Origin of the sequence: Streptomyces sp. NPDC086766 (assembly GCF_044746005.1) — a bacterium.
Taxonomy (GTDB): domain Bacteria; phylum Actinomycetota; class Actinomycetes; order Streptomycetales; family Streptomycetaceae; genus Streptomyces.
In genome coordinates, this window is record NZ_JBIVBI010000021.1 from 44,877 (window position 1) to 62,251 (window position 17,375).

Genomic DNA, 17,375 nt, shown 5'->3' on the forward strand with positions numbered 1-17,375 from the left:
ACCTAGGACCCGTCGTCGGTCTCCTCGGCCAGCACCCGCTGGGCCACCGCGAACGCCGAGTTCGCCGCCGGCACCCCGCAGTACACGGCGGTCTGCAGCAGCACCGCGCCGATCTCCTCGCGGGTGAGCCCGTTGCGGCGGGCCGCGCGCACATGCATGGCCAGCTCGTCGTGGTGGCCGTGCGCGACCAGTGCCGTCAGGGTGACCATGCTGCGCTCGCGGCGGGTGAGCGTCGGGTCGGTCCAGATCTCGCCCCATGCGTAACGGGAGATGAACTCCTGGAAGCGGGCCGTGAAGGGGGTCTGCCGCGCCTGCGCCCGGTCGACGTGCGCGTCGCCGAGCACCTCGCGCCGTACCGCCATGCCCCGCCCGGCACCTCCGGCCGGGGCGAAGTGCGCCCGCAGCGCCGCCAGGACGGCTTCCGGGCACTGCGCGGGCGCCAGGTGCGAGGCGCCCGGGATCTCGGCCAGCGCCGCACCCGGCACCGCGTCCGCGATCTGCCGCAGATGCGCGGGCGGGGTCGCCGGGTCGTCCCGGCCCGCCAGGGCGAGCGTGGGAGCGGTGATCTCCGGCAGCCGTTCGGACAGGTCGAAGGCGGCCAGCGCGTCACAGCAGGCGGCGTACGCCTCCGGGTCGGTCCGCGCGTGGTCGCGGATCAGCTCCGGCGCCGTGAACCCGCCGCTGAACCAGCGGTCGTTCGCGGTCCCGACCAGCGGCTCCAGACCCTCCCGCCGGACCAGCTCGGCCCGCTCCCGCCACGGCCGCGAGCCGTTGAAGTGGGCGGAGGAGCAGATCACCGCCAGGGACGCGACGCGCTCGGGGTGGTGCACGGCCAGGTGCAGGCCCACCGCGCCGCCCAGCGACACCCCGGCGTAGGCGAACCGTTCGACGCCGAGCGCGTCGGCCAGCTCGAGCACCAGGGCGGCGAGGTCGGCGACGGTCGCGCCGGGCCGGACGAGGTCCGCCGGGGACCCGCCGTGGCCGGGCAGGTCCCAGCGCACCACCCGGTGGGTGATCGCCAGTTCGGGGGCGATCCCGTCCCACAGCGCGTACGAGGTGCCGAGCGAGGGCCCGAGCAGCAGCGGGGGAGCGGAGGCGGGCCCTTCGATGCGGTGGTTCAGGAGTTTCTCGGTCAACGTCGCTCCAGCGCACGGTCGGTGAGGGCTCCGGCGGAGCCGGTGTAGCGGACGGGGTCGGTCAGATCCGCCAGGTCGATGTCCTTCAACTCGGTTTCTTCAGCAAGCAGTTCGCCGAGCGTGCGTCCTTCGGCCGCGGAGCGCCGGGCGAGTTCGGTGAGCAGCGTCCGGGCGCGGGCGCGGCCGAGCCGGGGGGCGAGCTCCGCCGACAGCCGCTCGGAGACGATCAGCCCGTGGGTGAGGCCGAGATGCGCGCGCATCGCCGCCGTGTCCACCCGCAGACCCTCGGCCAGTTCCGCGGCGTCGCGGGCCGCGTCGCCGGCCAGCCGGAGCAGGTCGCGCAGCGGCTCCCACTCGGCGTGCCAGGCCCCGGCCGGCCGCTCGTCCTCCGCGGCCAGCGAACCGTACAGCGTGGCCGCGAGCTGGGGTGCGCGCCGGGCCGCCGCCGCGATCAGGGTGGACCGCACCGGGTTGGCCTTGTGCGGCATGGCCGACGAGCCGCCGCCGCTGCCCTCGGCCAGTTCGGCGATCTCCGTGCGGGAGAGGGTGAGCACGTCCGCGGCGATCTTGCCCAGCGCCCCGGCGGTGAAGGCGAGGGCCCCGGCGAGGTCGGCGACCGGCGTGCGCAGGGTGTGCCAGGGCAACGCCGGTGCCACCAGGCCCAGTTCTCGCGCGTACGCCGCCGGGAGCGCGGTCGCGTCCTCGGCGCCGTACATCGAGAAGGCCGCCAACGTGCCTGCCGCGCCGCCGAGTTGGGCGGGCAGCGAGTCGCGCACCCGGGTCAGGCGGTCCCGGGCGTCCAGCACCAGCGAGCGCCAGCCCGCCGCCTTCAGGCCGAACGTCGTCGGTACGGCGTGCTGGGTCAGCGTCCGTCCCGGCATCACGGTGTCGCGGTGCCGGGCCGCCAGCCGCCCCAGCGCCCGCTCGGTGCGGCCCAGATCGGCGAGCACCGGTTCCAGGGTGCGTACGGCCACCAGCATGGTCGCGGTGTCCATGATGTCCTGGCTGGTCGCGCCCCGGTGGACGTGGGGACCGTACTCCGTGCCCACCGCCGCGGTCAGATCGGCGACCAGGGGGATGACGGGGTTGCCGCCGCCACGGGCCCGCTCGGCGAGGGAGTGCACGTCGAAGCGGGCGGCGTCGGCGGCCCGGGTCACCGCGTCCGCCGCGGCGGCCGGGGCTAGGCCCAGCGCGGCCTGGGCCCGGGTGAGGGCGGTCTCCGCGTCGAGCAGCGCCCGCAGATACGCGAGGTCGCTCGTCGTGGCCGCCGCGGGCGAGCCCGCCCTTCCGGGGGCGAGCAGACCGGCGTCCGGCGCGGCGGCCCCGGGATCGCCGGCGGGTGCCGGTCGGTCGGCTGCCACGGGACGGCCGTCGGGTACGGAGTGGCCGCCGGGCACGGGGTGGTCGGGTGATGTCACCGGAACTCCAGGAAGACCGTCTCGCCTTCGCCCTGAAGGCGGATGTCGAAACGGTAGGTCCCCCGGGCCTCCTCGGCGGCGATCAACGTGCCGCGCCGCTCCTCCTCCAGCCGGGACAGCAGCGGGTCGGCGGCGAGCGCGGCCGTGTCACCGGGCAGGTAGATCCGGGTGAACAGGTGCACGAGCAGCCCGCGCGCGAACACGCACACGCTCACGTACGGCGCGTTGCGCCCGCGCGCGCCGGGCCGCAGCGTCCGTGCGTACCAGTGGCCGTTCGCGTCGGTCTGGACGCGGCCGAAGCCGGTGAACTCCACCCCGTTGCGGCCGAGGAAGCCCCCCGATGCCGGGTCGCGGCGCATCGAGCCGTCGGTCGCCGGCAGGTTGCCGTCCGGGTCCGGCCCCCACAGCTCCACCAGAGCGTCCGGCAGCGGCCTGCCCTCGCCGTCGTAGACGTACCCGTGCACGGTGACCGTGGCCGGGTGCCCCAGCGGGGCGATGTCCTCGCCGCCGCGGAAGGGCAGGGCGTATCCGTAGAAGGGGCCGACGGTGTGCGAGGGGGTGGGCAGCACGCTCTCGGGCCGGTCGGTGTCGATCCTCGTCATGGCGGGTCAGCGTCCTTCTTCGATCCAGGTGGCGTGCGGGCCGTCCAGCACGATGTCCCAGTGGTAGCCGAGCGAGAACTCCGGCACCGACAGGCTGTGGTCGTACGTGGCGACCAGCCGCTGCCGGGCGGCGTCGTCCGTCACCGACTGCAGGATCGGGTCGTAGGGGAAGAGCGGGTCGTTCGGGAAGTACATCTGCGTCACCAGCCGCTGGGTGAACGCCGCCCCGAAGAGCGAGAAGTGGATGTGCGCCGGACGCCAGGCGTTGACGTGGTTGCGCCACGGGTACGGGCCCGGCTGGACGGTGGTGAAGCGGTAGAAGCCGTCGTCGTCCGTCAGGGTGCGGCCGACGCCGGTGAAGTTGGGGTCGAGCGGGGCGTCGTGCTGCTCGCGCCGGTGCGCGTAGCGGCCCGCCGAGTTGGCCTGCCAGATCTCGACGAGCTGGCCGCGCACCGCCCGCCCGTCGCGGTCCAGCAGCCGGCCGGAGACGGTGATCCGCTCGCCGATCGGCTCCCCGGTGTGCTGCCGGGTGAGATCGTTGTCGATCTCGGTCAGGTCGCGCTCGCCGAAGGCCGGGGAGGACAGCTCCACCAGCTCCGGGTCCTGGGCGACGTCGATGGCGACCGGCGGCTGTCGGGGGTGGCGCAGCACGGAGGAGCGGTAGGGGGCGTAGTCGCGGCGCGGGTGGTGCTCGACGGGGGAGCCGTCGGCGACGCGCTTGTCGTACGCGGCGTGCTCGGCGGCGATCTCCTGGTCGATGTCGTGCTGGGTGAGAGCCATGGGTCTTCCTAGCGTTCGAGGACGAGGGCGAGGCCCTGGCCCACGCCGATGCAGAGGGTGGCGACGCCGACACCGGAGCCCTTGCGGGCGAGCTGGTGGGCGACCGTGCCCGCGAGGCGGGCGCCGGAGGCGCCGAGCGGATGGCCGAGGGCGATGGCGCCGCCCTGCGGGTTGAGGACCGCGCGGTCGAACTCGGGCCATTCGGCGAGGCAGCCCAGCACCTGGGCGGCGAACGCCTCGTTGAGTTCGAGGACGTCGAGGTCGGCGAAGGTCCGGCCGGCCCTGGCGAGGGCGCGCCGTGTGGCCTCGACGGGGGCGAGTCCGAAGTACTGCGGGTCGGTCGCGGACACGCCGGTCGCGCTCACCCGGGAGAGCGGCTCGCGGCCGAGGGCCCGCAGCCCCTCCTCGTCGGTCAGCAGCAGGGCGGCGGCGCCGTCGTTGAGCGGGGAGGCGTTGCCCGCGGTCACCGTGCCGTGCTCGGTGCGGAAGGACGGTTTCAACGCGGCCATCGCCTCCCGGGACGCGTCCTGGCGCACGCACTCGTCGGCGGCGAGGATGACGGGGTCGCCCTTGCGGCGCGGGACGGCCACGGGCGCGAGCTCGGCGTCGAACAGCCCCTCCGCCTGCGCCCTGGCCGCCTTGCGGTGGGAGGCGAGGGCGAACTCGTCCTGCCGCTCGCGGGTGATCTTGTGCTTGTCGGCGACGAGTTCGGCGGACTCGCCGAGCGGGACGGTCCACTGCGGGTCCATCGCCGGGTTGACCATGCGCCAGCCGAGGGTGGTCGAGTACAGCTCGGCGTGTCCCGCCGGGAAGGGACGGTCGCTCTTGGGCAGCACGTAGGGGGCGCGGGTCATCGACTCCACCCCGCCCGCGACCGCGACGGAGGCGTCCCCGACGGCGATGGCGCGGGCCGCCTGGATCACGGCCTCCAGGCCGGAGGCGCACAGCCGGTTGACCGTCACGCCGGGCACGGAGGTCGGGAGCCCGGCCAGCAGGGCGGCCATGCGGGCGACGTTGCGGTTCTCCTCGCCGGCGCCGTTGGCGTTGCCGAGGTAGACGTCGTCGATGCGGGACGGGTCCAGTGCGGGCGTGCGGGCGAGGAGTTCGCGCAGGGCGTGTGCGGCCAGGTCGTCCGGGCGCACGCCCGCCAGGCCGCCGTTGTAGCGCCCGATCGGGGTGCGCACGGCGTCGACGAGGTAGACGGTCTTCATACGAGTCCCTCCACGACGGTGAGCTCGGCGTCGGTCCGGGCGACGATCTCGTCGACGGTCACGCCGGGCGCGGTCTCGACGAGGACGAGTCCGTCGCCGGTCACGTCGAGGACGCCGAGATCGGTGATGATCCGGTTCACGCACGCCCTGCCGGTCAGCGGCAGCGTGCACTGCCGGAGGATCTTCGCCGAGCCGTCCTTGGCGGTGTGCGTCATGACCACGACGACCGTACGGGCGCCGTGGACGAGGTCCATGGCCCCGCCGATACCGGTGATCATCTTGCCGGGGACGGCCCAGTTTGCCAGGTCGCCGTGCTCGGACACCTGCATGGCACCGAGTACGGCGATGTCGATGTGGCCGCCGCGGATCATCGAGAAGGACAGCGCGGAGTCGAAGAACGAGGCGCCCGGCAGGACGGTGACCGTCTCCTTGCCCGCGTTGATCAGGTCGGGGTCGACCCGCTCCTCGGTGGGGTAGGGGCCGGTGCCGAGGATGCCGTTCTCCGACTCCAGGACCACCTCCACCCCCTCGGGCAGGTAGTTGGGGATCAGCGTGGGCAGACCGATGCCGAGATTGACGTAACTGCCGTCGGTCAGCTCCCGCGCGGCACGGGCGGCCATCTCCTCCCGCGTCCAGGCCATCAGTCGTTCACCGCCTCTCGTGCCGAAGGAGCGGACACCGTCCGCTTCTCGATCCGCTTGTCGGCCGCCTGCTCCGGCGTCAGCGCCACCACCCGCTGGACGAAGATCCCCGGAAGGTGCACCGCGTCCGGGTCGAGGTCGCCCGGCTCGACGAGTTCCTCGACCTCGGCGATCGTCACCCGGCCGGCCGTCGCGGCGAGCGGGTTGAAGTTGCGGGAGGACTTGCTGAACACCAGGTTGCCGTGCCGGTCGCCCCGGGCCGCGCGCACCAGCGCGAAGTCGGTGCGGATACCGAGTTCCAGCACGTACTGCGCGCCGTCGAACTCGCGGACCTCCTTGGGCGGCGAGGCCAGGGCGACCCCGCCCTGCCCGTCGTAGCGCCAGGGCAGCCCGCCGTCGGCGACCTGGGTGCCCACGCCCGCGGGGGTGTAGAAGGCGGGGATGCCGGCGCCGCCGGCGCGCAGCCGCTCGGCCAGCGTGCCCTGGGGGATCATCTCCACCTCCAGCTCGCCGCCCAGGTACTGGCGGGCGAACTCCTTGTTGGCCCCGATGTAGGAGCCGGTCACCCGCGCGATCCGCCCGGCCGAGAGCAGCACGGCGAGCCCGGACTCCATCGCCCCGCAGTTGTTCGAGACGACGCTCAGCGAGCCGGTGCCGCGCTCGTACAGGGCCTGGATCAGTACGTTCGGCACGCCGCTCAGCCCGAAACCGCCCACCGCCAGCGACGCGCCGTCCGGCACGTCGGCCACCGCCTCCAGGGCCGTGGCGACCACCTTGTCCATCGGAGAAGTCCCATCCCTTCCGAGCGTCCCGCACCCCAAATTAATCAGGGCACTGAGTATTTCCGCGAGGTTTCCCTCACGCTGCCATCAGGCGGAGGGGCCGTCAAGGCCCCAGCAAGAGGCCGATCGGATGAGGGGATGAAGGCGGGGTGGGGGTGGGGCGGGCGCTGTATCGTTCAGTGCACCTACGTAATTCCTCGGACGTGACGACCGACCGGAGCAAGGAGCGCACATGGGCGCGGTGGACCTGACGACGCACCCCGGGCACCTGGCCCGGCGGCTTCAGCAGGCGCACTACCTGCTGTGGAACACGATGGTCTCCGAGGAGATCACCTCGCCGCAGTTCGCGGTCCTGAACACCCTCGTCGCCGAGCCGGGGCTCGACCAGCGCACGGTGGGGGAGCGGGTCGGCCTCGACCGGTCCACGATCGCTGAGGTCATCAGCCGGCTCACCCGCCGCGGACTCCTCGACAAGGTCCGCGACCCGCAGGACGGGCGCCGGTCGCTGCTGCGCCCGACCGCGGAGGGCGAGCGCACCCACCGGAAGCTCACCGTGCGCACGGCCCGGATGAACCAGGTCTTCCTGGCCCCGCTCAGCGCCGAGGAGCAGGCCCTGTTCTTCGACCTCATCCGGCGTGTCGCGGACGCGGCCGAGGGCCTGCGCAACCCGGCGGAACCCGTCGCCGCGCAGCCCTGATCCGGGTTGCGCGGCCGGCCCGGCCGAAGCCGCCCGGCCCGGCCGAAGCGGCCCTCCTGCCCCGGTCACGAGGCCGGTCACGGGCGTCGGTCGCGGCGCGTCGGTCACGCGACGCCGGTCACGGCGCGTCGGTCACGCGACGGCCGTCACGGCGCGTCGGTCACGCGACGGCGGTCGCGGCGCGTCGGTCACGCGACGGCGGTCGCGGCGCATCTGTCACGCGACGGCCGTCACGGCGCCTCGGTCACGCGACGCCGGTCACGGCGCGTCGGTCAGGACGACCCACACCTGACCCCGCGCGAAGTCCACCGGCGCGCCGCCGGCGGCCGTGAACCGCGTGCCGTCCGCCGCCCGCGGGCGCTTCCAGGTGACGGCGAAGGCCCGTCCGTCCCGCAGCACCTCGGCCTTCCCCGACCCCACGGTCTCGGTGTACGGGGTGCGGCTGCCGAGCACGTCGTGCAGCCGGGACGCGCGCACCTTCACGTGCTGCACGACGACCGTCGCGGGCGTGACCGGCTTCCCGTCGGCCGCGACCGTGGGCCGGCCGTCCATCGCCACCTGCCAGCCGTGCCGGATCGCGGACCAGGTGAACGTGAACCGGGCCGCCGGGTAGCGCACGGTGCGGGAGGTCTCCGGCCGGCCGCCGGCGGGAGCCGGACCGTAACGGAAACCGGTGGTCAGCGCGTTGGCCCCGGGCGGCGAGCCGAGCAGCCGGCCCGGGCGCAGATAGAGGTTGTGGGGGGCCGTCCTGCCGGTCTCCCGGAAGTAGGCGCCGGGCGTGTCGCCGGGCGTCCGGGCCGACAGCGGGGCCGCGTCGATCAGCGGCAGCAGCTTGCGCTGGGCCCCGGAGAACGCGAGCGTCGGCCGGTCGAACTGACGCAGCAGCTCCAGATCGGACTCGCGCGCGCTGCGCACCGGCCCCACCACCGGGGGCAGCCGGGTGGCGTACACGGCCATCAGGCGGCTGAGCCCGCCCTCCACCTGCTCCGTGTACACGACGTCCGCGGCCTCCAGACCGGTCTGCGGCCGGGCCGGCGGCACATTGTCGATCTTGACGGCCAGCACCGGCCCGGTGTGCCCGGCCGGTCTGGTCGGCCTTCCCCGCCCGTCCCCGCCGGACTCGCGCCCGGACGTGCAGCCCGCGGCCAGGGCGGCCGCGGCCACGGCGGCCAGCAGGACCGCGGTCGTCCTCGCGCGCCGTGCGCGCGCTCTTCGTCCCTCGTCCACGTTCACGCCCCCGTTCCCGTGCACCGATTGTCGGCCCGCCGGGCCGCCGCTGCCCAGACCCGTTGGGCCCCGATCCCGCCCGTCCCGCGGGCCGGCCGTCCCGGAGGGGGCGGTTCGGCGGATGCGGCCCGGGTACCCGGGCCGTCCGCAGACGTCACGGAGGGAGCACGAGGCGATGAAGGCTGTGACCTGGCAGGGCAGGCGGGACGTCCGGGTCGAGGACGTGCCGGATCCGAGGATCGAGGAGCCGACGGACGCGGTCATCCGCGTCACCTCCACCGGCCTGTGCGGCTCCGACCTCCACTTGTACGAGGTGCTCACCCCGTTCATGACCCCCGGCGACATCCTCGGCCACGAGCCGATGGGCATCGTCGAGGAGGTGGGCCCGGAGGTGCCGAACCTCAAGCCCGGCGACCGGGTGGTGGTCCCCTTCCAGATCTCCTGCGGCCACTGCTTCATGTGCTCCTCGGGCCTGCAGACCCAGTGCGAGACCACCCAGGTCACCAGCGAGGGCATGGGTGCCGCCCTGTTCGGCTACACCCGCCTGTACGGCGCCGTGCCGGGCGCCCAGGCCGAGTACCTGCGCGTCCCGCAGGCCCACTACGGCCCGATGAAGGTCCCCGAGGGCCCGGCCGACGACCGCTTCGTCTACCTCTCCGACGTGCTGCCCACCGCGTGGCAGGCGGTGGCCTACGCCGATGTGCCGCGCGGCGGCACCGTGGCCGTCCTCGGCCTCGGGCCCATCGGGGACATGGCCTGCCGGATCGCCCTGGCACGCGGCGCGGCGGAGGTGTTCGGCGTGGACCTGGTGCCCGAGCGGCTGGCCCGGGCGCGCCGGCGCGGGGTGCGGACGTACGACCTGCGGGACTTCGACCACGAGAAGGAGCTGGTCGCGGCGATCCGCGACGAGACCGACGGGCGCGGTCCCGACGCCGTGATCGACGCGGTCGGGACCGAGGCGCACGGCAGTGTCGCGGCCCGCCTCATGCAGCAGACCGCCGCGGTGTTGCCGCGCGCCCTCAGCGGCCCGCTCGCGGAACGCTTCAGCGTGGACCGCCTCGGCGCGCTCCACACCGCCATCGAACTGGTGCGCCGCGGCGGCACCATCTCGATCTCCGGCGTGTACGGCGGCACGGCCGACCCGATGCCCCTGCTCACCATGTTCGACAAGCAGATCCAGATACGCATGGGCCAGGCCAATGTGCGCCGCTGGAGCGACGACCTCCTGCCGTACCTCACGGACGAGGACCCGCTCGGCGTCGACGACTTCGCCACCCACCGGGTGCCGCTGGCGGACGCGCCGCACGCGTACGAGATGTTCCAGCGCAAGGAGGACGGCGCCATCAAGGTGCTGATGACGCCGTGAGGGGCCGACGCCTGAAGGGCTGACGCCTGAGGAGCTGACGCCGTGAGGGGCACGCCTGCGGAGCTGATGCCGCTCGGAGGCCCCGAGCGGCATCAGTCCGGTGATCCCAGGATCTCCGTGAGGTCGTAGCGGACCGGCTCCTCCAGCTGCGCGTAGGTGCAGCTCCGGGCGGTGCGGTCCGGCCGCCAGCGGCGGAAGCGGGCCGTGTGCCGGAAGCGCTCCCCGTTCTCCATGTGGTCGTACGCCACCTCGGCCACCCGCTCCGGGCGCAGCGGGACCCAGGACAGGTCCTTCTTGCCCGACCAGCGGCTGGGCGCGCCGGGCAGCCGGGCCGCGGCGTGGGCCGCCTCCTCGGACCAGGCCGCCCACGGATGCCCGCTGACGTCCTCCATGCGCAGCGGCTCCAGCTCCGTCACCAGCTCCGCGCGCCGCTTCATCGGGAAGGCGGCCGACACGCCCACGTGCTGGAGGCGGCCCCCGTCGTCGTACAGGCCGAGGAGCAGTGAGCCGACGACGGGGCCGCTCTTGTGGTGGCGGTAGCCGGCGACGACGACGTCGGCCGTGCGCTCGTGCTTGACCTTGAACATCGCGCGCTGGTCCTGGAGGTAGCGCAGACCGAGCGGCTTGGCGACGATGCCGTCGAGCCCCGCGCCCTCGTACTGCTCGAACCACTGCCGCGCGACCTCGATGTCGGTGGTCGCCGGGGCCACATGGACCGGAGCCGTGGCCCCGGCCAGCGCCCCGACCAGCAGCGCCCGCCGGTCGGACAGGGGCACGTCCAGCAGCGACTCGCCGTCCAGCGCCAGCAGGTCGAACGCCACGAACGACGCCGGAGTGCGCTCGGCCAGCATCCGCACCCGGGAGTCCGCGGGGTGGATCCGCTCGGTCAGCGCGTCGAAGTCGAGCCGGCCCTCCCGCGCGATGACGATCTCGCCGTCGAGCACGCAGCGTTCGGGCACCCGCTCCCTCAGCGCCCCCACCAGCTCGGGGAAGTACCTGGTCAGCGGCTTGCCGGTCCGGCTGCCGAGTTCGACCTCGTCCCCGTCGCGGAACACGATGGCCCGGAACCCGTCCCATTTGGCCTCGTACTGCATGTCCGGCGGGATCGCCGCCACCGGCTTGGCGAGCATCGGCTTCACGGGCGGCATCACCGGCAGATCCATGCTCCGACTCTAGGAGCCGCCCCGGGCGGCCGCCCGTCGGGCGCGCCGCGGCGTACCGGGGGCGGTCGGCCGGGCACGGCTGTTACTCACTTTTGGGTGACGGACCGGGCGGGCCTGGGGTGGCGTGACAGGGCGAAGGGTCATCAAGGGACAAGCCGCACAAGCGGAACGATCCGGCAGGCCGGGGTGGCGCGAAGAGTTCGGCAGATAAATGGAAGCTACATTCAAGTGTCACGTGAATATGGGCAATTCGTAACACCGCTCGTGGAAGGGTCAAACCCCCGCGTCGGGGACGCCACAGTGTGCGTGTGCGGCCGACCGGCCGCCCACCGCACCTCGCACCACCCCGCCCGCGCCGGCCACGGCGCCGTGGCGGGGGTGCTCGAACCCAGCAGGGGGACCTGTGACCATGTCCACGACTGTTACCGCCCGCCGTCTGGCCGCCGCAGCTCTCACCGCCGCGGCCCTGACCGGGGCGGTGGCGATGCCGGCCTCCGCGGCCGACCACGTCCGGTCGCACGGGCCGCGCGTGGAGATCAGCGCAGTGCACCACGCCTCCCAGGACCGCTACGGCCGTTACGACCGTTCCGGCCGCGCTCTGAACAAGGAGTGGGTGGAGGTCACCAACACCACGCGGCACGCCGTCAACCTCGACGGCTGGACGCTCGCCGACGAGGACGGCCACCGCTACACCTTCCACCACTACCGTCTCTACGGCCGCGCCACCGTCCGCGTGCACACCGGCTTCGGCCGGGACACCGGCACCGACGTCTACCAGGACCGCTTCCGCTCCATCTGGGACCGGCACTCCGACACGGTGACCCTGCGCAACGACCGCGGCCGCTACGTCGACTCCGTCTCCTGGGGCGACGACCGCGACCGCCGCGGTCACGACGGCGACCGCCACCACCACGGGGATCGCGGCCACGACGTCCGCCGCTGACCCGTTCCCGGCCTGCCGGCACCGCACCCCGCGGTGCCGGCGGGCGCCTTTCGGTCGCGGCCGCGGGTCCGGCAGGCTCCTCCGGACCGTCCCGCCGGCCTGCCGGCTCCTTCGGACTCGGCCGGCAATCCGGCGGGACCTCGCGGTCGCGGCCGAAAGGACTTTCGCGAGGCGCGGCCGGGGGGCCTCTGCGGCCGCCGGGCCGGCCGCACCTCGCGGTCGCGGCCGAGGTGACCTCGGCGGCCGCCGGGTCGCACCTCGCGGTCGCGGCCGAGGGGAGGAGGCGCCCGGCGGTGCGGCGGCACGTCGCGGTCGCGGCCCGTCCGCCCCGGTCCGTCTCCGATGTGCGAGGCGTGTGCGCCGGGCCTACCGTGACTCGCATGGGCGATGCGGTCGAACTCCAGGTGGCCGGCCGGACGGTGCGGCTGTCCAGCCCGGGCAAGGTCTTCTTCCCGGAGCGCGGCTTCACCAAGCTGGACGTCGCCCGGTACTACGAGGCGGTCGCCCCCGGCATCCTGCGCGCCCTGCGCTGCCGGCCCACCACCCTCGAGCGCTACCCGGACGGCGTAGGAGGCGAGTGGTTCTACCAGAAGCGCGCCCCCAAGGGCATGCCCGACTGGATCCCCACCGCCCACATCACCTTCCCCAGTGGCCGCAGCGCCGACGAGATGTGCCCCACCGAGGAGGCCGCCGTGGTGTGGGCCGCCCAGTACGGCACGCTCACCTTCCACCCCTGGCCGGTGCGCCGCGCCGACGTGGAGCACCCCGACGAGCTCCGCATCGACCTCGACCCGCAGCCCGGCACCGACTACGCGGACGCGGTCCGGGCCTCCCACGAACTGCGCGCTCTGCTGGATGAGTTCGGCGGCCTGCGCGGCTGGCCCAAGACCTCCGGCGGCCGCGGCCTGCACGTCTTCGTGCCGATCGAGCCCCGCTGGACCTTCACCCAGGTGCGGCGCGCCGCGATCGCGGTGGGGCGGGAGATGGAACGCCGGATGCCGGAGCTGGTGACCATCACCTGGTGGAAGGAGGAGCGCGGCCGCCGCGTCTTCCTCGACTACAACCAGACCGCCCGGGACCGCACCATCGCCTCCGCCTACTCCGTGCGCCCCCACCCGCACGCCCCGGTCTCGGCGCCCCTGCGCTGGGACGAGGTGGACGCCGCCCGGCCCCGCGACTTCGACCTCGCCACCATGCCCGCGCGCTTCGCCGAACTCGGCGACGTGCACGCCGACATGGACGACCACGCGTTCTCCCTGGAGGCGCTGCTGGAGCTGGCCAGGAAGGACGAGCACGACCACGGCCTGGGCGACCTGCCCTACCCGCCCGAGTACCCGAAGATGCCGGGCGAGCCGAAACGGGTGCAGCCGAGCCGGGCGCGGAAGCAGGGCCCGGGCCCTTCCGGGTGACGCCGGCTCCGGCGGGCCCGACCCGGTCGAAGCCGTCGGACCGAAGCGGTCTCGCACAGGTCGCCGCCGGGCCGGTCGAGCACCCGCACCTCGTGCCCGTACCCCGGGGGAGAGCGCTCTCACGGTCCGGTGCCGCCGGGGCTATCCTGATCCGCAACCGCAGGTGAGGAGTGCCCAAGTGACCGAGACAGCGTCGCGTCCCACGCTCGAGGCCGTGGCCGCACGGGCGGGGGTGTCGCGGGCGACCGTCTCCCGTGTGGTGAACGGTTCGGACGGAGTCAGGGAGCCCCTGGCCGAGAGGGTCCGGCAGGCCGTCGAGGAGCTCGGGTACGTGCCCAACCAGGCGGCCCGCAGCCTGGTCACGAAACGGCACGACGCCGTCGCCGTGGTGATAGCCGAACCGGAGACCCGGGTCTTCGCCGACCCCTTCTTCGCCCTGCAACTGCGCGGCATCAGCAAGGAACTGACCGCCCACGACACGCAGCTGGTCCTGCTGCTCACCGAGGGCCGGGACGACCACGCACGGGTCGGGCGCTACCTGGCCGGGGGCCATGTCGACGGCGCGCTCGTCTTCTCGCTGCACCTGCAGGACCCGCTGCCCGGGCTGATCCAGCGCGCCGGGGTGCCCACCGTGTTCGGCGGGCGGCCCGGCTGGAGCGACGGCACGCGCGGGGTGGCGTACGTCGACAGCGACAACCGGGGCGGCGCCCGCGAGGCCGTACGGCATCTCGTCGGCCTCGGCCGCACCCGGATCGGGCACATCTCCGGGGCCCTGGACCAGACCTCGGCGGTGGACCGGCTCGACGGCTTCCGGGACGTCATGGTCGACGTCGATCCCCGGCTGATCGTGGAGAGCGACTTCACCCCCGCCGGCGGAGAGCGTGCCATGCGCGAACTCCTCGACCGCTGCCCCGGACTGGACGCCGTGTTCGCCGCCAACGACCTCACCGCCTCGGGCGCCCTGCGCGTCCTGCGCGAGCGGGGGCTGCGGGTCCCGGAGGACGTCGCCGTGGTCGGCTTCGACGACATGCTGCCGGTGGCCGAGCAGACCGACCCGCCGCTGACGACGGTCCGTCAGGACATCGAGGAGATGGGCCGGCTCATGGCCCGCCTGCTGCTGCGCGGGTTCGACCGGCACGGCGCAGGGCCGGGTGTGGGAGGCGTGCCGTCCAGCGTGATACTGCCCACGACGCTGGTGCGGCGCGCCTCCGCCTGACCCGGTACGCCCTCGCGTGGACCGGGACCCGGTACGCCCCCGCGTTCTCACGATCCCGGTACGCCCTCGCGCCGTCCGGCGCCCCCTGCGCCGCCGGCCTCAGGTCTGCGGCGAGGCGCTCTTGATCACCGCGAAACGGGCTCCGTAGGGGTCGGCGAGCCGGGCCATGCGGCCGACGCCCTCCATGTCCGTGGCGGGCACCCGCACGGTGCCGCCGAGCTCCTGCGCCCGGGCAACCGTGGTGTCCACGTCGGCGACCTCGAAGTACGGCAGCCACACCGGGCCTGCCTGCGCCTCGGCCGGGTCGTCGCCGAGCGGGACCATGCCTCCGAACATCGCGTCCTCGCCGCCCTCGGCGGGATTCACGCAGGTGTACGTGCCGCCCGGGAAGGGCGCGGCCGAGGTCTCCAGGCCGAGCACCTTGTGGTAGAAGGCGGCGGCCGCGGCGATGTCCGGCGTGTAGAGCTCGACCCAGCACAGCGAGCCGGGGTCGCCCGCCCGGTCCAGGCCCTTGGTGCGCCCCGGCTGCCAGATGCCGAACGTCACGCCCGCCTGGTCGGCGAGGAAGGCCATGTGTCCCTCGCCCATCACGTCCATGGGCGGGACCAGCACGCGTCCGTGCGCCTGCTCGACTGCCTTGGCGGTGGCCTCCGCGTCGGGGGTCTGGAAGTACACGTTCCAGGAGGGCGGGCCCTGGTCGGCTCCGGTCTGCATACCGCCGGCCACGGTCCGGCCGTCCAGCTGGAAGAAGCCGTAGCCGCCGGCCTCGGGCCCCGCCGACTGGAACTGCCAGCCGAAGAGGCCGCCGTAGAAGGCGCGGGCGCCGTCGATGTCGGATGTGCCGACGTCGAGCCAGCTGGGGGCGCCGTTGACGAAACGGGTGGTGAGCATCCGTGCCCTCCTTCGAAGGGTCCCGTTGTCTGCTCTGCCGAGTCTGGCACCGCCCACTGACAATCGGTGCGGGGCGCGCGCGGGAGCACCCGGCGGGCGTCACGCGCGGGGGTCGCCCGGGCCGGTTCGTCCCCACCGCTCCCGCGCGCCGCCGTGCGCCGCCGGGGGGACGGGGTCGATCATCGGGGGGTCGCCCGGCCGCGCGCCGAGCGCCGGCCGGGCGGGACAAGGCCAGGGGAGCAAGGGAGCCGAGGCGGCCAGGGGGCCGAGCGGGTCGTACGGGGCCGGGCGGTGCGTTGATCCCGCGTTGATGGAACGTTTTTCGCCGCCCGGCACGCTCTCGTCCATGCACATCGAGACGATCACGCCGGCCGACACCGCCTGGCAGACCCTGGCCCTGTGCGCGCAGACCGGAGCGGACTTCTTCTTCCCCGAGCCGGGCAGCTCGGTGCGCGAGGCCAAGCGCATCTGCGGCATGTGTGAGATGCGCACGGCCTGCCTGGAGTACGCGATGGACAACGACGAACGCTTCGGCGTCTGGGGCGGCCTGTCCGAGAAGGAGCGACTGGCGCTGCGCCGGACGTCCGGCTGATCCGGTGCTTCCCGGGCCTGGCCGGTGCTCGCCGGGGCATACCGCTCCCGGCCGGTCCGTCACGGCCGTCGGCCCACCGCCGACTCGGCTGCCCTGGACCGACCCACCCCTGCGCCCTCGGCCGATCCGTCCCGGCCGCGCTCGGCCGACCGGCCCCGGCGCCCGTCAGCCCGCCGCGCGGGCCGCCATGCGGGCCTTGCGGGCGGCGAGCCTCTCGTCGAACTTCGTGGCCTCCGCGTCCAGGCCGTCCAGGTACAGACCCAGTTCCTCCTGCGCCTTGAGCCCCTTGGGGCCGAGGCCGTCGATGTCCATGATCTTCAGGAAGCGGAGCACCGGCTGGAGCACGTCGTCGTGGTGGATGCGCAGGTTGTAGACCTCGCCGATCGCCATCTGCGCCGCCGCGCGCTCGAAGCCCGGCATCCCGTGGCCCGGCATGCGGAAGTCGACCACCACGTCCCGCACCGCCTGCATGGTGAGGTCGGGCGCGATCTCGAAGGCCGCCTTGAGCAGGTTGCGGTAGAAGACCATGTGCAGGTTCTCGTCGGTCGCGATGCGCGTCAGCATGCGGTCGCAGACCGGGTCGCCCGACTGGTGGCCGGTGTTGCGGTGCGAGATGCGGGTGGCGAGCTCCTGGAAGGCGACGTAGGCGACCGAGTGCAGCATCGAGTGGCGGTTGTCGGACTCGAAGCCCTCGCTCATGTGCGCCATGCGGAACCGCTCCAGCTGGTCGGGGTCGACCGCGCGCGAGGCGAGCAGGTAGTCGCGCATCACGATGCCGTGCCGGCCCTCCTCGGCCGTCCAGCGGTGCACCCAGGTTCCCCAGGCGCCGTCCCGGCCGAACAGGGAGGCGATCTCGTGGTGGTAGCTGGGCAGGTTGTCCTCGGTCAGCAGGTTCACCACGAGCGCGATGCGGCCGAGCTCGGTGACCTTGGACTGCTCCTTGTCCCAGGCCTCGCCGTCCTCGAACAGGCCGGGGAAGTTGCGGCCGTCGCTCCAGGGGACGTACTCGTGCGGCATCCAGTCCTTGGCGACCTTCAGATGCCGGTTGAGTTCCTTCTCGACCACTTCCTCCAGCGCGTACAGCAGGCGCGCGTCGGTCCAGGCGGAGGACGGGCTGCCGAGGTGGGCGGAAGTGAGCGTCACGGGAACTCCAGAGGGGACGAGCGGGACGGCGGAACGGACCGGCGAGCGGCACCGGGAACCTACGGGATCGTAGGCTACGAGGCCGTAGGTTACGAAGCCGTAGGTTAAGTTCTGCGTAAAGATCGCTGATCAGGCCGCCGTCATCGGGCAGTTGGGCC

Annotated in this window: 17 protein-coding genes; 6 read left to right on the forward strand and 11 right to left on the reverse strand. The window is 73.8% G+C overall.

Annotated features, from left to right (window positions below):
• Positions 1–2: 2 nt before the first annotated feature.
• The 7 genes from pcaD to ACIPM1_RS29365 are packed head-to-tail and all read right to left on the reverse strand — an operon-like array spanning position 3 to position 6,570.
• Positions 3–1,136, reverse strand: coding sequence for a 3-oxoadipate enol-lactonase (pcaD, locus tag ACIPM1_RS29335; RefSeq protein ID WP_402439668.1), 1,134 nt, complete (start codon positions 1,134–1,136; stop codon positions 3–5).
• Positions 1,133–2,497, reverse strand: coding sequence for a 3-carboxy-cis,cis-muconate cycloisomerase (gene pcaB / locus ACIPM1_RS29340; RefSeq protein ID WP_402439670.1), 1,365 nt, complete (start codon positions 2,495–2,497; stop codon positions 1,133–1,135). The genes pcaD and pcaB overlap by 4 nt, the downstream gene beginning before the upstream one ends.
• A gap of 53 nt (positions 2,498–2,550) precedes the next feature.
• The gene (pcaG, locus tag ACIPM1_RS29345) at positions 2,551–3,156 is read right to left on the reverse strand and encodes a protocatechuate 3,4-dioxygenase subunit alpha (protein ID WP_356190357.1); all 606 of its coding nucleotides are present in this window, start codon (positions 3,154–3,156) and stop codon (positions 2,551–2,553) included.
• 6 nt (positions 3,157–3,162) lie between these two features.
• A complete protein-coding gene (gene pcaH, locus ACIPM1_RS29350; RefSeq protein WP_402439672.1) occupies positions 3,163–3,936 on the reverse strand; it encodes a protocatechuate 3,4-dioxygenase subunit beta in 774 nt (257 codons plus the stop codon).
• A gap of 8 nt (positions 3,937–3,944) precedes the next feature.
• The gene (locus ACIPM1_RS29355; RefSeq protein WP_402439674.1) at positions 3,945–5,147 is read right to left on the reverse strand and encodes a thiolase family protein; all 1,203 of its coding nucleotides are present in this window, start codon (positions 5,145–5,147) and stop codon (positions 3,945–3,947) included.
• Complete coding sequence (locus ACIPM1_RS29360) at positions 5,144–5,788, reverse strand: CoA transferase subunit B (protein ID WP_402439676.1); 645 nt, start codon at positions 5,786–5,788, stop codon at positions 5,144–5,146. Before ACIPM1_RS29360 ends, ACIPM1_RS29355 begins: the two co-directional genes overlap by 4 nt.
• Entirely contained in the window at positions 5,788–6,570 is a 783-nt protein-coding gene (locus ACIPM1_RS29365; RefSeq protein WP_402439678.1) for a CoA transferase subunit A, read from the reverse strand. The genes ACIPM1_RS29360 and ACIPM1_RS29365 overlap by 1 nt, the downstream gene beginning before the upstream one ends.
• Positions 6,571–6,802: 232 nt before the next feature.
• Between ACIPM1_RS29365 and ACIPM1_RS29370 the strand changes: the two genes are divergently transcribed.
• Positions 6,803–7,267 carry a MarR family transcriptional regulator gene (locus tag ACIPM1_RS29370; RefSeq protein WP_356190345.1) on the forward strand — a complete coding sequence of 155 codons (465 nt, stop codon included), beginning with the start codon at positions 6,803–6,805 and terminating at the stop codon, positions 7,265–7,267.
• A gap of 258 nt (positions 7,268–7,525) precedes the next feature.
• Here the strand turns inward: ACIPM1_RS29370 and ACIPM1_RS29375 are convergent, their stop codons facing one another.
• The gene (locus ACIPM1_RS29375) at positions 7,526–8,494 is read right to left on the reverse strand and encodes a DUF3048 domain-containing protein (protein ID WP_402439764.1); all 969 of its coding nucleotides are present in this window, start codon (positions 8,492–8,494) and stop codon (positions 7,526–7,528) included.
• 175 nt (positions 8,495–8,669) lie between these two features.
• Here ACIPM1_RS29375 and ACIPM1_RS29380 point away from each other — a divergent pair, with 175 nt between their 5' ends.
• Positions 8,670–9,860, forward strand: a complete 1,191-nt coding sequence (locus ACIPM1_RS29380) for a zinc-dependent alcohol dehydrogenase (RefSeq protein WP_402439681.1) — start codon at positions 8,670–8,672, stop codon at positions 9,858–9,860.
• Positions 9,861–9,952: 92 nt separating this feature from the next.
• On the opposite strand, the gene ACIPM1_RS29385 is transcribed toward ACIPM1_RS29380, so the two are convergent.
• Positions 9,953–11,023, reverse strand: coding sequence for an ATP-dependent DNA ligase (locus ACIPM1_RS29385; RefSeq protein ID WP_402439683.1), 1,071 nt, complete (start codon positions 11,021–11,023; stop codon positions 9,953–9,955).
• 409 nt (positions 11,024–11,432) lie between these two features.
• Here ACIPM1_RS29385 and ACIPM1_RS29390 point away from each other — a divergent pair, with 409 nt between their 5' ends.
• From ACIPM1_RS29390 to ACIPM1_RS29400, 3 genes are all read left to right on the forward strand, one after another.
• Positions 11,433–11,966 carry a lamin tail domain-containing protein gene (locus tag ACIPM1_RS29390; RefSeq protein ID WP_402439685.1) on the forward strand — a complete coding sequence of 178 codons (534 nt, stop codon included), beginning with the start codon at positions 11,433–11,435 and terminating at the stop codon, positions 11,964–11,966.
• A gap of 380 nt (positions 11,967–12,346) precedes the next feature.
• The gene (gene ligD, locus ACIPM1_RS29395) at positions 12,347–13,375 is read left to right on the forward strand and encodes a non-homologous end-joining DNA ligase (protein WP_402439687.1); all 1,029 of its coding nucleotides are present in this window, start codon (positions 12,347–12,349) and stop codon (positions 13,373–13,375) included.
• Between the two features lie 178 nt (positions 13,376–13,553).
• Positions 13,554–14,591: a LacI family DNA-binding transcriptional regulator gene (locus ACIPM1_RS29400; RefSeq protein WP_356190332.1), complete on the forward strand. Its 1,038-nt coding sequence runs from the start codon at positions 13,554–13,556 to the stop codon at positions 14,589–14,591.
• A gap of 99 nt (positions 14,592–14,690) precedes the next feature.
• Here ACIPM1_RS29400 and ACIPM1_RS29405 read toward each other — a convergent pair whose 3' ends face one another.
• Positions 14,691–15,482 (reverse strand): VOC family protein, encoded by a 792-nt coding sequence (locus ACIPM1_RS29405; protein WP_402439689.1) that lies wholly within the window; start codon positions 15,480–15,482, stop codon positions 14,691–14,693.
• A 346-nt stretch (positions 15,483–15,828) separates the two neighbouring features.
• Here ACIPM1_RS29405 and ACIPM1_RS29410 point away from each other — a divergent pair, with 346 nt between their 5' ends.
• On the forward strand, positions 15,829–16,074 hold the full coding sequence (locus ACIPM1_RS29410) for a WhiB family transcriptional regulator (RefSeq protein WP_402439691.1): 246 nt from the start codon (positions 15,829–15,831) through the stop codon (positions 16,072–16,074).
• 165 nt (positions 16,075–16,239) lie between these two features.
• Here the strand turns inward: ACIPM1_RS29410 and ACIPM1_RS29415 are convergent, their stop codons facing one another.
• A complete protein-coding gene (locus ACIPM1_RS29415) occupies positions 16,240–17,217 on the reverse strand; it encodes an acyl-ACP desaturase (protein WP_402439692.1) in 978 nt (325 codons plus the stop codon).
• Positions 17,218–17,375 lie beyond the last annotated feature (158 nt).

Coding starts and splice junctions, on each gene's coding strand:
- pcaG (WP_356190357.1), bottom strand. CDS start 3,156: ATGACGAGGATCGACACCGACCGGCCCGAGAGCGTGCTGCCCACCCCC.
- pcaH (WP_402439672.1), bottom strand. CDS start 3,936: ATGGCTCTCACCCAGCACGACATCGACCAGGAGATCGCCGCCGAGCAC.
- ACIPM1_RS29355 (WP_402439674.1), bottom strand. CDS start 5,147: ATGAAGACCGTCTACCTCGTCGACGCCGTGCGCACCCCGATCGGGCGC.
- ACIPM1_RS29360 (WP_402439676.1), bottom strand. CDS start 5,788: ATGGCCTGGACGCGGGAGGAGATGGCCGCCCGTGCCGCGCGGGAGCTG.
- ACIPM1_RS29365 (WP_402439678.1), bottom strand. CDS start 6,570: ATGGACAAGGTGGTCGCCACGGCCCTGGAGGCGGTGGCCGACGTGCCG.
- ACIPM1_RS29370 (WP_356190345.1), top strand. CDS start 6,803: ATGGGCGCGGTGGACCTGACGACGCACCCCGGGCACCTGGCCCGGCGG.
- ACIPM1_RS29380 (WP_402439681.1), top strand. CDS start 8,670: ATGAAGGCTGTGACCTGGCAGGGCAGGCGGGACGTCCGGGTCGAGGAC.
- ACIPM1_RS29385 (WP_402439683.1), bottom strand. CDS start 11,023: ATGGATCTGCCGGTGATGCCGCCCGTGAAGCCGATGCTCGCCAAGCCG.
- ACIPM1_RS29390 (WP_402439685.1), top strand. CDS start 11,433: ATGTCCACGACTGTTACCGCCCGCCGTCTGGCCGCCGCAGCTCTCACC.
- ligD (WP_402439687.1), top strand. CDS start 12,347: ATGGGCGATGCGGTCGAACTCCAGGTGGCCGGCCGGACGGTGCGGCTG.
- ACIPM1_RS29405 (WP_402439689.1), bottom strand. CDS start 15,482: ATGCTCACCACCCGTTTCGTCAACGGCGCCCCCAGCTGGCTCGACGTC.
- ACIPM1_RS29410 (WP_402439691.1), top strand. CDS start 15,829: ATGCACATCGAGACGATCACGCCGGCCGACACCGCCTGGCAGACCCTG.